Origin of the sequence: Calothrix anomala FACHB-343, assembly GCF_014696435.1 — a bacterium.
Taxonomy (GTDB): domain Bacteria; phylum Cyanobacteriota; class Cyanobacteriia; order Cyanobacteriales; family Nostocaceae; genus Aulosira; species Aulosira anomala_A.
This window is the reverse complement of sequence record NZ_JACJQG010000009.1, coordinates 45,835-60,455: the sequence shown is the minus strand read 5'-3', so window position 1 is coordinate 60,455 and position 14,621 is coordinate 45,835. Positions and strand designations below refer to the sequence as shown.

General features: G+C 40.8%; 8 protein-coding genes. 1 reads left to right on the top strand and 7 read right to left on the bottom strand.

The window, feature by feature from the left end:
• Positions 1 to 133: 133 nt before the first annotated feature.
• Positions 134 to 5,011 (bottom strand): two-partner secretion domain-containing protein, encoded by a 4,878-nt coding sequence (locus H6G08_RS06740; RefSeq protein ID WP_190539872.1) that lies wholly within the window; start codon positions 5,009 to 5,011, stop codon positions 134 to 136.
• Positions 5,012 to 5,169: 158 nt separating this feature from the next.
• On the opposite strand from H6G08_RS06740, the gene H6G08_RS06735 reads away from it, so the two are divergent.
• Positions 5,170 to 6,045: a GNAT family N-acetyltransferase gene (locus tag H6G08_RS06735; RefSeq protein ID WP_190539871.1), complete on the top strand. Its 876-nt coding sequence runs from the start codon at positions 5,170 to 5,172 to the stop codon at positions 6,043 to 6,045.
• Positions 6,046 to 6,066: 21 nt separating this feature from the next.
• Here H6G08_RS06735 and H6G08_RS06730 read toward each other — a convergent pair whose 3' ends face one another.
• The 6 genes from H6G08_RS06730 to H6G08_RS06705 form a co-directional block, all read right to left on the bottom strand.
• Positions 6,067 to 6,465 (bottom strand): hypothetical protein, encoded by a 399-nt coding sequence (locus H6G08_RS06730; RefSeq protein WP_190539869.1) that lies wholly within the window; start codon positions 6,463 to 6,465, stop codon positions 6,067 to 6,069.
• Between the two features lie 167 nt (positions 6,466 to 6,632).
• Positions 6,633 to 6,983: a DUF1257 domain-containing protein gene (locus tag H6G08_RS06725; RefSeq protein WP_015136553.1), complete on the bottom strand. Its 351-nt coding sequence runs from the start codon at positions 6,981 to 6,983 to the stop codon at positions 6,633 to 6,635.
• A 146-nt stretch (positions 6,984 to 7,129) separates the two neighbouring features.
• On the bottom strand, positions 7,130 to 8,653 hold the full coding sequence (gene ycf46 / locus H6G08_RS06720; protein ID WP_190539867.1) for a stress-responsive protein Ycf46: 1,524 nt from the start codon (positions 8,651 to 8,653) through the stop codon (positions 7,130 to 7,132).
• A gap of 92 nt (positions 8,654 to 8,745) precedes the next feature.
• On the bottom strand, positions 8,746 to 9,099 hold the full coding sequence (locus tag H6G08_RS06715) for a slr0373 family blue light stress response protein (RefSeq protein ID WP_096642411.1): 354 nt from the start codon (positions 9,097 to 9,099) through the stop codon (positions 8,746 to 8,748).
• A 272-nt stretch (positions 9,100 to 9,371) separates the two neighbouring features.
• Positions 9,372 to 12,314 carry a beta-phosphoglucomutase gene (gene pgmB / locus H6G08_RS06710; RefSeq protein ID WP_190539865.1) on the bottom strand — a complete coding sequence of 981 codons (2,943 nt, stop codon included), beginning with the start codon at positions 12,312 to 12,314 and terminating at the stop codon, positions 9,372 to 9,374.
• A 981-nt stretch (positions 12,315 to 13,295) separates the two neighbouring features.
• Positions 13,296 to 14,528 (bottom strand): DUF4336 domain-containing protein, encoded by a 1,233-nt coding sequence (locus H6G08_RS06705; RefSeq protein WP_190539863.1) that lies wholly within the window; start codon positions 14,526 to 14,528, stop codon positions 13,296 to 13,298.
• Positions 14,529 to 14,621: the final 93 nt, after the last annotated feature.

The window sequence follows — 14,621 nt, the reverse complement described above, 5'->3', positions numbered from 1 at the left end:
CAAAAGTTGTATGCGATGAAAGTTAAAACGGCTACAAGTAGCACTTGGTCAATTCATAAATGTTTACAAAAACCACAGAGAACACAGGGTACACAGAGAGAAGTCTGAGGAAATTTTGCGTAAATTTTGACTTCTACTTAGCTGTACAGCTAGAGGAATTGAATCCAACAGTAGAAGATTGGGGTGTTTGAGAAATGAGGGTAACTTCGCCTTTGTTGTTGAATACCCAACCAGTCGCAGGCATATTTAATACTGGCTTTTCCTGATGATGTGTGGGGTTTGTTGTTTGGGTAGACATTGGTTGCTGCGGAGAATTAGCACGCAGACGAACATCCTCCCACAGCGTATCACTACTGAGAAATTCATCAGGCTTAGGCGGTAATCCACCACGCCCAGCATCAGTAAATGTACTCGCTAGTTTTTGATTTCCCACTCCACAACTTTGGGCGATTTGCTGTGAGGGGTCTGTTGCATTTGTGGGGAGTGAGATAATACTGTTACTGGGGTCAATCTCTGGAGAATTAATACTGACTACACCATTTAATTGGGGATCTGTTTGCGAAATTGCCGTAATATCATTAGTTTGTAGCAATTGGGGGTCAAGTTTTTCAGGGTTGGTTGTACCTAATTTCTGTTCTAATTCCACCCTGGTTAAGGTTGCTAAACCGATTACGCCTTTGGCGTTGATTTCAATAGCACCACCGCTACCAGAAAAGGCATTAGCTGAGATATCATTATTTTCAGCAGCTGGCGAGACAATAAAGCCATTACTTGTATTTAGGTTAATTGCGATCGCACCACCATCACCACCCGCACCTTGTTTTCCTGCGGTGGTAGAGATTGTACTATGACGCCGCAATAGCAGTAAATCTTGCACATTCAGTGTAATACTACCACCTTGACCGCTATCGGTGTCAGCACTAATACCTGCAAGGTTATCCAATGTCAGACGATTGGCTGTAATGCGAATACTACCTGCGACACCTGTACCCTGACTATCGACTGTAATTTTCGCTTCGTCTTTGAGGGTGACTTGAATCGGGTCGATGTTAATTGTACCGCCATTACCTGTAGAATTGCCTTCTGTGTTGGCGAATAGACCGCTATATTGATTGATAGGGCCAAATATACCAACAATTTCGCGATCGCTTGTCGTGGATGTAAAACCGTATGTATTTTTAATTACATCAAAATTCTCTGTTAGTGCTTCCAGTCGTTGATTGTAGCTTAAATCCTGACCTGCGATCGCCACATTATTAGTAGCATTAATTTTAATACCACCAGCTTGTCCGCTACTATAAGCATTTGTGAGAATTTGTCCGCCACCTGTAATTTCCAGATTATTGACATTAATCTCGATATTCCCACCGCTACCGCTACTTTTAGAAGGTGCGCTTAAAACTGCACCATTTTTAATAGTTAAATTACCAGTATTAATAGTAATATTGCCACCAGTGCCAGCATCTGCTAATTCGCTTTCCGTATTCACAAAAAATCCACTAGAAAATCCATTCACCAATGATGCACCAGATAAAGTCACAGCCGCAGTATATTGTTGCTGTAAATTCAGGGGATTAATAGTAATATTTCCCCCATTACCACTACTAGAAGTATTACCATTAATTCTCGATCCCTCTGTTAAAGAAAGTGACTGAGTTTTGATATTTACATTACCAGCTTTACCACTACCAAAGGTTTGAGCATCAAATCTTGATGACTGATTTAAAGATATTAATTCAGCAGTAATATCAATATTACCAGCCTTACCACTGCCAAAAGTTTCTGCTTGAATTAAAGATTCATTACTAAAATAAATTTCCTGAGCTTTAATATTAATATCTCCAGCATTACCTTGGAGCGATGTACTAGCATTAACAATAGAACTATCAGCAAAAGATACAGTTTTATCTGCTGTAATATAGAGATTACCACTGTTCTCTGCTCCAAAAGTATTAGCATTTAAAATAGAGTTTTTTGTTACAAATAAAGCCCCAGTATTAATAGTAATATCGCCGCCGCCACCCTGTCCTTCTTTATATGGTTCATTTTGTGTAACTTTCCCAATTAAATCGTCACTACCAGTATTCATACTACTTTCTGAAAGTGAGACTGTTCCACCCGTTGTCTTGACAGTTACGCTTCCAGCTTTACCAGTTCCTAGCGTATTAGCTAAAAGAGAACTCCTATTACTCAAAGATAGTGAATTACCTGTTACGCTAATACTTCCTCCCGCACCAGAACCATAAGTTGTAGTTTCTAAATTACTGCTAGTTAAAGATATCTCTCCTAAAGATTGCACTGTTATATTACCCGCATTTTTAGTCAGAATATTTTCGGTATTATTACCTGTTACCAAGTTGCTACTAGTTAAGAAACTGCTGTTAATAGTTACTTTTTTTGGGCTGAAAGATTGACCATCAGGGGAATATCCAATCAAAATATTACCGGAGTTTCCATTACTGATAATTCCCAGGGGTTCATTGCCATTTTTACCAGAATTTTGATTGGAAATAATTTCATTTAAGGCATTAATAAATATACCGCCAGCATACCCACCCACATTATTTGTTGTATTTAATCTAGATTTTTCTACAATTACCGAACCTTGACTAGCCGTAATCTGAATATAACCAGGGAAAAGATAAGTATCAGAACTATTATTATCTAAGTTATTACTTTCGCTATTAATTTGACTGTTTTTTAGCAAAATATCCTGTTTGCTGGCATTAATTTCTATACTTCCCCCATTTCCTAGTCCGTTATTATCTGTTTTCAGCATAGTTCCTAGCAATGATATTCCACCAGAATCTAGCCTGAGATTTCCAGCATTACCTGTACCGTCCGTAACATCACTAACAATTTGACTATTAGTCAAAGAAATTGAACCTAAAGATTCCAGATAAATATTACCCGCATTAGTTTTACTGGCATCAATAGAAGCATTACTATAGATATTACTATTAGCAATAGATATGTCGTTCACAGATGTAATTCTAATATTGCCAGCACTACCTTGTTCGCCAGGATTATCACTATTTAAGTGGGAATCAAAAATATTCAAGATTTGTGGAGATAAATTAGCATAACTGGATTTACCCAGAGAAATTTGACCGTTATTACCAAGACTAGAAATATTAGTATTATTCTCAATTTTTAATTCTTGTAAAGCAGTAAGATTTATATTTCCTGCATAGCCGCTACCAGTATTGGTAGTATCTAAATGAGAGTTATTTAGATATACAGAACCATTGCTAGATTTGATATTGATACTACTCACTATTTTGCCAGGATAACTACTGTCAACAGTATCAAAATTACTAGAGGCTTCTATATCACCTAGATAAATATCTCCTGGAGATTCTATAATTACATCCCCAGCTAATCCATTGGGTGTTTTGGAACTTATCTCTGCAAATCTTGTATCAATGCCAGAACTTTTACTAACAAGAGTAATATTTCCGCCATTTCCATTACCTAAACCGCTTAAATCGGACAGTAAACTGCCAACAACATTAATATTTTTATTAGCAATCAGTTGAATATTATTGTTGCTATCCAATCCAAAAGAAATATCAATAACACTGTTACTATTAATGTCACCTCGCGAATCAACGGTGACATCGCCAAATGTTTGAATCAAATTTGTTGTAATATTACCCGGTAATCCATTAGGTGCGTACTGATTTGTTAAAAGAATTTTGCCTTTGATTGCTTCACCAGTGGGTGCATAATTGAGATTGATAATACTGCCAATAGTAATGTTTGCACTTGAACTTAGGGCAGTAGGATTAACTATGCCAATTACGCCAGTAATCGGATTTGATGTCAGGCGGGGAGTTGCAAATGCAGTAGTTCCCGCGCGAATATCTAATGTTGGTTCTTTTGCACCATTAATAGCTACAGAATTTGTCCCATTAGCAAGACTGATTGATAAAGGTACATTTTCTACAATTGAATTTCCCGGATTACTTTTATCTGCACCGATGATTTTAATACTATCAATATTCACTGCACCGCCCGCCAAAATATGCAAAGAAGCGCCTTGGTAACTATGAAAATTAACATCGCCACTAGCATGTATAATTGGGTCATCAGGGCTAAACAGATTCCCCAAAGTTCCATCTAATTTTTCAATCTGAAAATTCCCCCCAGCCCAATAGCGAGCATCTCCAGCTATAGTGTTAGGACTGCGTAAAACCATATCTGCACCAGAATATAAACCACTTTCAGGGTGGTTTAAAGCAAATATATCTATACTTTGATTACTTTGGAGAGTTAACTTTTCGCCTGCGGAAACAATTACAGGATTGCTAGCTGTATCTCTAACTTTAACTGTATCTTGAGCAATTAGGGTTAAATCTCGACTAGCTTGTAACTTACCTTGTAAATCTAGATTAGCAGCAATTAGGCTCAAATCTTGCCCGACGCTTAAATTTCCGCGATCGCTAATCATCCCCGATGAATTAGCCGCAAATTGCAAACCAGGACGTAAATTAACTGTCAGTAGCGGCGCTGCTTCAGGATGATTGGCGCTAAATTTCAACCCATTATCAAAAACAAAACTATTAGCTGTCGTCGCCAAAAATGAACCAGGAACATCTAAACGCGCGTTAGCACCAAATATTATGCCATTGGGATTGAGAAAATATAAATTTGCTCTCCCATCTACGCCCAATGTCCCGAAAATTCTAGAGATATCGCTTCCCGTGACGCGAGTAAAGATATTTTCAATTCCTGTGGGATTAGCAAAATATACTCGTTGTCCTTCACCAACATTAAATTGTAAGAAACTCTGAAATAAGTTAACACCTCTAGTAGCACCACCTTCAATTAAGGTTGTCGGTAATCCCTGAATGTTGGTATTTGGTGTCAGTTTTATACTTTCTGCACCTAATGTATTATCTGGGACAATTTGCGCCTGTACAGAATTAATTGAAGTAGTAGCCAAGCTAGCGGCTAAGAGAATCAGCAGCTTTAATTTCCCTAAATTTTGGCGAAGAAATGAAATCATGGGATTATTGCCCGTGTAGAAATCGCGGGTTTAGTTTATACACAAAACCAGATTTTAACTAAGTATATTTTTGGATAAAAATATCCAATATTTTACTCATCTCTTCATAGAAGTGGCGAGGTTTATGATTTTATTATTCCCGTAGTAAAATTAGCACTATGAACTGCGATCGCTTTCAACAATCCTTTGCAGTAGACCCTTCTCTTAGCGGTAAGCTGTTTGACTTGTTAGAAATCACATTTCCCGGACTCAGTAGTTTAGCTGAATGTGGACGAAAGCTAGGTGCATCTTGGGAAGCTGCTTCCACTCCTTTTATTTATTTTCATGAAGGTATAGCGATTAGCCATGTGGGAGTAGTCGAAATTCCCTTCTACATCATGGGAAAAAGAGTCACTGTGGGCGGAATTCATGCAGTCGCTACCCGTCCAGAGTTTCGCAGAAAAGGTTATTACCGCGCTGTCATGAATGAAGTGCTGGAATATTGCGACAAGCTTTATGAAACTCTTGTATTGTCCACATCGCAGCCAGAATTTTATCTACCTTTTGGCTTTCGTGTCGTCGCAGAACATATCTTCAAAGTTCAATGTAATTCTACAGGTAGCACAGATGGCTGGAGACAACTAGATTTGACAACTGACAAAGATTTAAGATTACTGCACAGACTGTTAGAAACACGAGTACCAGTCTCTAATGTAGTCGGGGTAGTCCAGGAAAAAGCCGTGTTCTTTGTGAATGAAGGAAGCCGTCCTTTATATTATGCAGCAGATTTAGATGCGATCGCCTGTATGGAAATAGAAGATACTCGATTGCATCTGTTTGATATAGTCAGCACAAATATACATCCGTTGTCAGAAATCCTAGTGAGAATACCTCAATTCATTGAAGAGGTAGTAATTTACTTTAGTCCCGAACTTCTCAATACGGAAAATGTGCAAGCATTTCCCGGTGTGATTGAAGAAACTGTTTTAATGGTGCGCGGTAAATTTGCTGCAGAAAAGGAAAAATTTATGCTACCACGTTCGGCGCGTTGTTAAACAAAACAAGCGGACAGTTAATTAACTATGACGAGATTTCCAGATTCCTACAGCCACAATAATTCCGACAACTGCGCCTATTAGCAAACCTGTCGGAGCTAAAGTCAGAAAACTTAAATCAGCTTGAGTTCTTTTAGGGTAACCACCAAAGACGATTGTACTGATGAATCCAATAGTTGCACCAACAATAGAGCCAAGTAGCACCCACAGTATCGTATCTTGCGATCGCACTCTGGCGGAAATTAATAGCCCCAGCGAGGTAATAATAAATCCTGACATAGCCCCAATTCCAGCCCCATAAGCAGCAACTGAGATAACCCAGGTATAGCTGACTATCATGGCTCCCCAACCAGCAATTAAAGCACCAAAGCTTGACCAGAGCAATATTCCGACAATAAACCAGAAAATTTTTGTCTGCATACTGTAAAAAACATACAAAAATCCCCTGTACTTAATGAGTCAGGGGAATTCGTGCTGAAAGTTGACGGTTTGACAAAAGACTATTAATTAACTAACCCCAAAAAAAGCGGGCTAACCGCTAGTTACTTGGTTAGCCCGTGCAGCTTTGGGAACGCGCAGAGAAATTACTATTGCAATACCAATTTCACATTGGCGTTTTGTAAACCGCGCTGTTTTACTTCAGCTAAGGTTTTGTTAACTGCATATTTTTGGTTGATGGAGTTGATCAACTCAGTTTGATTATGCTTTTTAGCTACGCCCCAAAGGTCAGCAATGAGGTCAAAGGAACCATCACTGTTGCGAGACCAACCCAGGTCATATTCGCCTTCCAACACAGCAACGATGTCAGAACGTACGCGCTGACCATTATAACCACGGACATCAGCTTCAGTCTTCACGCTGATGCCCAGGTCACGCAAGGATGCTTTGAGGATTTCTGCATCGGTGATTTTGGTGCGCAGAGTGCTAAAGTGAGACATTTGGGTTTCCTCCAAAGAGAAGATTGAGAAAGAACGACAACGGTTTGTTTTTTGGGGAAGCCGCGCTTAAATTTAAAGCGGCTTGTTTCGAGCGCTGCTAGCAGGGACTGCTAGCCTTTCCCCCTGGGATTAGCAAGGGAAAGCTTTTAGAACTCCATTCGCTGATATTCAGCAACGGAGGATGCTGCGGGTCTGGCACGCTGTCTGGCCCAGTCTCTTAAAGCTGTGACCTGTTCTTGCATCGTTCGAGACAGCGGTAAAGTTGCCTTCAGTGCAGCAATAATATCTAGTTGGGTGAACTCGCGTTCTTGGGCGAAAGCTTCATACATCGCCGCCACGATCGCTTGTTCAATTTCTGCCCCAGAGAAGCCATCGGACATTTTCGCTAGTTGTCCTAAATCGAATCGTGAGATGTCTTCACGACGCTTCGTCAGGTGAATGTTAAATATATCCTGACGTTCTTCGGGTGTGGGCAGATCCACAAAGAAGATTTCATCAAAACGACCTTTCCTTAAGAATTCTCCCGGCAAACGCTCTACTCTGTTAGCTGTTGCCATTACGAATACAGGAGATTTCTTTTCTTGCATCCAGGTGAGGAAAGAGCCGAAAATCCGGCTGGAGGTACCGCCATCTGAATCACCAGAACCAGCACTACCAGCAAAAGATTTATCTAATTCATCGATGAATAATATTGTCGGAGAAATCGATTCTGCTGTTTTCAAGGCATTACGCAGATTGGCTTCACTTCGACCCACCATTGAGCCGTCATAAACTCTACCCATATCTAAGCGTAAAATTGGTAACCCCCAAAGACGAGAGGTAGTTTTCGCTATGAGGGATTTACCACAACCTGGAACTCCCAGAATTAACATCCCTTTTGGTTGGGGTAGCCCATACTCTCTCGCTTTTTCTGTAAAAGCATTAGAGCGTTGCTTGAGCCACTTTTTCAATTCTTCTAAGCCACCTACAGCATCAATAGTTTCATCTTCTTCAATGTATTCTAAGATACCATTGCGTCTGATTAGCTGCTTTTTCTCAGATAAAACTATATCTACTTCATCTTCCGTCAAACGCCCTGTAGTTACCTGTGCCTTGCGATAGACTTTTTCAGCTTCATCTTTGGTTAAACCCAAGGCGGCTCTGAGAAGTTTTTCTCTGGCTTCGGTTGTCAACCTCCGCCCACGATTTTGATCTAAATGGTGAGTTAATACTTTATTTAACTCAGCCATATCAGGTAGTTGGAAGTCTAGAACTACAACTTCTTTTTCCAGTTCGATAGGTACTTGTTGAACCGGCGACATTAATATAATGTTTTTTGGCGAACCATGCGACGAAAGTTTAAAATTAGCGATCGCATCACGTAACGATCTAGTTGTCGCAGGTGCATCTATAAATGGATGTAAATCTTTAAGTATAAATAAACCAGGTTCTTTATGACGGATAATCCACTCAATTGCTGCTTCTGGTGAAACAGTGTTATGTTGGGTGACATTCCGAGGTTGACCATACTCCACGATGCCGTGAGTTACTGTCCAAACAAATACTCGGCGTTGGGGCTTTAGTAACTGGGCGATGGTGGAAATTGCCTGCTCAGCCCGCTCTTCCTCGGAGGTCACAAGGTAGATTAAAGGGTATTGAGCTTGAATTAGAATATTGAGCTCTTCTTTCATACATCGACCTACTTGAGACCTTAGTACAGTACAGACATCGTTTTGCTGGTGATGAAAATAGAATTATGAATTTAATTCTTCATAATTCATAACTAACAAGGAACTAGTTCTTCCTCACCCAAAAGATGGGTTTTTTCTTTATCCATTTCATCAATGGAAATATCATCTTGACCAATTACCCCTGGTTGATTATTTAAGGTAATTAGTTCTCCTTCTCTTAATACCAATGAACTTGCACATTCGGGGCAGGAATATACTCTATGAGTTCTGCCATATACAGAAGCTTCTATTTCTTCTACTAATTCTGAATTAGAAAGGTAGAAAAATAATGCGCGTTCTGCCAGATCTGACATGGGTTCAGAATCAACTGCTGAACGAATTTTCAGCCTCCTGTGCAATTCAGGCGATAGATACAAAGTAACTTTTTGCTTAGTTTGCGTTTGCATATTTCTTTAACGGCCTTACCCGGGTATGTATATTACGTTATCGGCTCTCTTCTGGCTTGTCAAGACGGTAAAACGTTTTGATGGCAATATTGTTACATTTGTTAATAATTGGGCATTGGGCATGGGGCATGGGGCATTGGGCATTGGGCATTTGTCTTCCTTGTCTTCCTTGTCCCCCTTCCCTTCCCTTGTCTTCCTGCATTTCCAAAAATAAAAAAATCCCACCCTGACATACAGGATGGGAAAATTGGAGAAAAGCGAATCTTTAAATCTTAGCTTCTACTTAAGACAGCTAGTTCTTGGCTGTTGGCTATGCGCTGGTGTAGGTTTGACCAAGTTACTCTGTCTAAACTGGGTAATACAACATTAGCTTTACCTAATCGCTCAATTGGCCCTAGTCCTACAGACCACATACCTGCTGCTTTGGCGGCTTCTACTCCTGCGATCGCATCTTCGATGACAATACATTGTGATGGAGAAATGCCAATTTGTTGGGCTGCAAATAAGAATAAATCTGGTGCAGGTTTGGGTTGGGTGACGCTGTAACCATCGGCTATGGCGTCAAATTTATCTTGGACGCCTAGACGTTGAATTACTGTCTGAGCATTTTTGCTAGATGAACCTAAAGCGATTTTAATTCCTGCATCTCGCAGTTCTTGCAGGAGATTGGCGACTCCTGGGAGTAAATCATCTGCGGTAATTGTCTCGATTAATTCCAAGAAATAGCCGTTTTTGCGCTCCATCATGTCTTGAATTTGCGCTTCTGTAGCGGTGCGATCGCCTAAAATTTGCATGAGGGTTTCTCGTCTGGGTAATCCTCTGATAGCGTCGTTGGCTTCTCGATTAAAAGGAATGCCTTCTTCGTCGGCTACTCGCTTCCACCCTAAATAGTGCAACTCAGATGTATCGGTTAACACTCCATCTAAGTCAAAGATGACACCTTTAATTTGGGGGTGTGCGGGTTGCAGATTGACTTCTGCTGGTGGATTGTCAATTTCCATGTCTGTATTTTGTCGCAAGTCGAAGTCATACCACTCGTTGCGCCATTGCAGCCGGAATTTCAACCGTTTCCAAGTTGGAGGCAAATTAGGACAGGCGACAGGGCCTAATTTTGTCATGCGAATGCCGCCAAACCCAAATACCACTGCTTGCCATACACCTCCAGCACTGGCGGCGTGAATTCCTTCGGCTGCATTACGCCTTACATCTTCTAAGTCTACCAAGGCTGAACGGAGAAAATGTGTATAAGCGTGGGTGGGTTGGTTTAAATCGCAGGCTAATATAGCATGGATAGCGGGGCCGAGAGATGAACCATAGCTGTGGTCGGTGCGTTTGCTGTAATAATCCCAGTTAATCGCTAAGGTTTTGTAGTTGTAACGCTCTCTGAGTAAATACAGCAGCATTAATACATCTGGCTGTTTGAGAATCTGCTTTTGATTTGTCGCCTCGATTCCCAATAAACCTTGTAAAGATTGAGTGCGGGGTTCGTAATCTGCCAAATTTACATCTTCTAGCTGGTAAAAGCCTTCAAACTGTTCAATTAAACCAGTAAATTCGTCTTGATTTACATATAGAAGTTCTTGAATTTCTGTCCATTGATGCAGACGCTCTATGGTTAATTGCAATTGTTGGGCTAATTGACTAGATTTTTCTGGATAGGCTTGCTTGAGCCAGTCCCAAAGCGCCAAAGCTGATTGTAAGTGCCACTGTACCATGACATTGGTAAAGGCATTATTATTGACGCGATCGTGGTTTTCATCGGGGCCAATTACATCTAAAATATCGTAGCTTTGCCGCTCTGCATTCCAAATCGCGCGACTTTGCCAGAAAACTGCGGTATCTAAAATAATTTCTGCGCCATAATCCCGCATCCAATCGTCATCGCCTGTAGTTTGCCAATAATGCCAAGCAGCATAAGCAACATCGGTGTTGATATGAACTTCGATATCACCGCACCAAATTCTCACGAGTTCGCCGTTACCGCTAGCATGGGGAACCCAACGGGGTGTAACTTCATCACCAGTATCGGCGCTTTCCCAAGCAAACATGGCTCCTTGATAGCCGGCTTCTTGGGCTTTGCGTCTGGCTCCTGGTAAGGTGTGGTAGCGATAGGTGAGCAAGTTCCGCGCCAAAGCTGGTTGAGTTAAGGTGAGGAAGGGAAGTATAAAAATTTCTGTATCCCAAAATATATGTCCGCGATAAGCAAAACCGGAGAGGGTTTTGGGCGGAATACTTACGCGATCATCTTGACGCGGTGCTACAGCTAATAATTGAAATAAGTTGTAACGGACGCTTAACTGCGCTTGGCGATCGCCTTCTATAATAATGTCACTGTCTTGCCATACCTGTTCCCAAGCAGCAATGTGAGCCGCTAGCAAGGTTGAGTAACGCGGTTCGTCGGCTAATCTTTGCAGCGCTGCGGCGATGGGAGTTTCAATTTCCCGTGAGGTAAATAGGGTAATAATTTTTTCTACACTTACACTTTTTCCGGGTACGACTTGGAAAGTGGTGCTGAGAGTGGGAGCAGTATCAGCATTTGCTAAATTAATCGGTGGCGCATTTTCACCCTCCACTACCAATTTAGCTGCCATCCCTAACTGAATTTCCGAATGGATAGTTTGGTTGTACAGCCAAATAATCCGATCTACACCACCTTGATTTAGGGTTTTCCAATGGGGTACGCCTTGGGTTTGGGGTGTGGAATCGAAACTGGTTTCAAAGGAAACTTCGCCTTCAAAGTCTAAGGATGTAACTTGAGCGCGAATTGCTAATACATGTCTATCGGCTAAACTAGCGAAGCGCTCAAAATGAAAGTCTAATGTATGTCCTTGGGGAGAACGCCAACGGACATCGCGGCTGAGTATGCCTAAACGTAAGTCGAGCCGCCGTTCGTAGTAGATAATTTCGCCACTGTCCATTGTAAAGCGATCGCCTGCCACTTTTATCGTTAATGGCAACCAGCTCGGACAATTCACTAGTTCAGTATAGGCGATCGCTACCTTGTCATATAAACCATGTATGAGTGTGGCGGCGGAATCTTGAGGATAACCTTCTTCAAAACTACCCCGCGTTCCTAAGTAACCATTACTCAGGGTAAAAACGGTTTCTTTATGGTGTAGCTGCGCGGGATTGAATTCTGTTTCAATAACGTTCCAGTCTGTAGCTTCATTCAGTGCTTGATTGTTGTGAGAATTGCGAACGGATAAATTGACCATGAGTATACATACCTATATTTTGCGGCTAGTTTGAGTTAGAATGAAATCCTATTTATAGGACTTCAAGGCACAAAGCGCTATTGTGCATATTCTGCAACTTCAATACAGTCTCAACAGGAAAACTTTGACCTACTTGCTAATATTAATGTTCCGATTTTCATCAGTCTATAGATAGATTTTATTAATAACTCACATGCAAGACTATTAATATTAGAAAATTTACGAATATATATATATGGTTTAACTGTGTTACATCAGGATAATTATCTGTAAATTGCACTCCTTATATACTCACTACATATCAATGAATCCATAATCCAGAAGCTGCTTTACTCTCATAAAATTAAATAATTATTAATTTTTTGAAATACTGGCTGACGGGGAAATTGGGAAATCTTCTTACAGCCTGAGCTATTGGTGGAAAATGCTAGCTATTATAGGCATTTTGCATCAGTTCGGCTACTCAAAAAATGAGTCATTTATTTAATTTATCAAAAATCAAATTTATGCCAATTTATTCAATATATGGAAAATTATAATTGTGCTTGCCTTCATGAACGATCAGTAAACATGTCAGATAAACATGACTATATAATCAATAGTTGATGATTTAATAAATCCTCGACTTGAGGTAATTTCCTGTCAGGAATATTCTAGAGACGTTTGGCGAACATACTCAAGCAGCAATATGGCTTCCTGATGGAATTTAGAGCATAGAGTGCAATACGGTTCAGTTAGCCTCAAAAAACTGATTTGGTGTAGGTTGGGTTGAGGGACGAAACCCAACATTTTCGGCGCTTTGTTGGGTTTCACTTCGTTCAACCCAACCTACATTTATCCTTAACTGAACCGTATTGGCATAGAGTGAGGATGCTGACAAAATTCCCCAGAAAATTACTCACTCCGACGCAAAAATAATTTATGGCTCATAATTTTTGCGGAGAAGTCAGATAAATATCAGCAAAACCCGGGGAGTTGTCTCTACACCTTATCTTGGGGTGGAGGAACGATTTTCAACTTGTTGAGACTGATGTCAATCTCCTGAAGTATTTTAAAATCTTCTTGAGGTAAGGGGTAACTATTACTGTTAAATAAGCCTGCACTGACAGCTGGTTGCTGTTCTAAGAAAGAAAATGCTTGACGGAACTGATATGGTTTAGCTTTGATGGGTGAATCAAAGTGACAGGGAATAATCCAGTGAAAATCCCAACTAGCGACTTTATTCGCCCAATTAATCGTTTCTTTGGGTGCGCGGTTGAGAATGAGAGTCTGTAATATAGGCGCTACAAATAACCTACCATCACCGCGTAAAGCAGCAAATGAGCGTTGCCAATCTGGCTGCCATTTAAAGGGATATAAGCCAAAATAAGCTTTTTGAGAACGTTCTGGGGCTTTTATGGCATCGCGCAATGTTTGAGCAAAGCTAATGACATGCAGCACGCTTGGTTGAAAGTATAAAGCAAATAACGATATCCGTTGCCAACCTTTACGACGGTTAGCTTGATTATCGACAACAATATCCCCCGCGCTGTCTTTAGCATGGAAGAGTAAAGGATAGGGATCTAATTGGACGATCGCAGGCGGTTCTTCGGGTACAGATAGTATAGTATCTGTAAGTAATAAAGTGTGCGATCGCTTGTGGAAGAATGCCACCTCCGCAAATTTTCCTGGGCCTAAATGAATCGGGCCGAGAATAGCATAATCAAACTCATCAGCAAAGGGTGTTTTTTGGCTATCTGCTGGTAGTATTTGGGTTCTTTTTGCAGGTAACCCCAGCCAACTCAACGGTAAATTTACAGGAAAACTCCACTGACTGGGAGCAACAAACACCTGTGCTTGCGGAAAGCATCTGGCAAAAGGGCCGACAAAAACCTTATGTTCTAATCCAGAGATAGTTGGCAGAATAATATACTTAACTTCTCCATGTTCTGCAACCAACTCATTTACTAACCGGATACATTCGGCGGTAGGTGCAACAGGAGCATATACCAGAAGTCCCCCAGCTTCTAGCTTTACCACAGTCATGCGAATGGGTACAACTACATAGAAGATGCCCTGTATTTGGTCAAAAGTCCAGACTGTATCCTTAACAACTTCTTTACCGATTGTCCGACGATTACCAAATGGGTAGATTGGCAAGGTAAACCAATAGAACCAAGAAAAGTCATGAGGATCAATTTGTTCAATGTTACTTACACGTTCCTTTTGAGCCACTTTGCCAATCCCCCCATTCCCAATGCGCTATTTGCTCTCCAAAAATTGGAGTTTAGCAAATTGTTGAGCCATTAATTTACCTTTAATAAAAAT

Bases quoted from the DNA above. Each gene is read 5' to 3' on its own strand.
- H6G08_RS06740 (WP_190539872.1), bottom strand. From the start codon at position 5,011: ATGATTTCATTTCTTCGCCAAAATTTAGGGAAATTAAAGCTGCTGATT.
- H6G08_RS06735 (WP_190539871.1), top strand. From the start codon at position 5,170: ATGAACTGCGATCGCTTTCAACAATCCTTTGCAGTAGACCCTTCTCTT.
- H6G08_RS06730 (WP_190539869.1), bottom strand. From the start codon at position 6,465: ATGCAGACAAAAATTTTCTGGTTTATTGTCGGAATATTGCTCTGGTCA.
- H6G08_RS06725 (WP_015136553.1), bottom strand. From the start codon at position 6,983: ATGTCTCACTTTAGCACTCTGCGCACCAAAATCACCGATGCAGAAATC.
- ycf46 (WP_190539867.1), bottom strand. From the start codon at position 8,653: ATGAAAGAAGAGCTCAATATTCTAATTCAAGCTCAATACCCTTTAATC.
- H6G08_RS06715 (WP_096642411.1), bottom strand. From the start codon at position 9,099: ATGCAAACGCAAACTAAGCAAAAAGTTACTTTGTATCTATCGCCTGAA.
- pgmB (WP_190539865.1), bottom strand. From the start codon at position 12,314: ATGGTCAATTTATCCGTTCGCAATTCTCACAACAATCAAGCACTGAAT.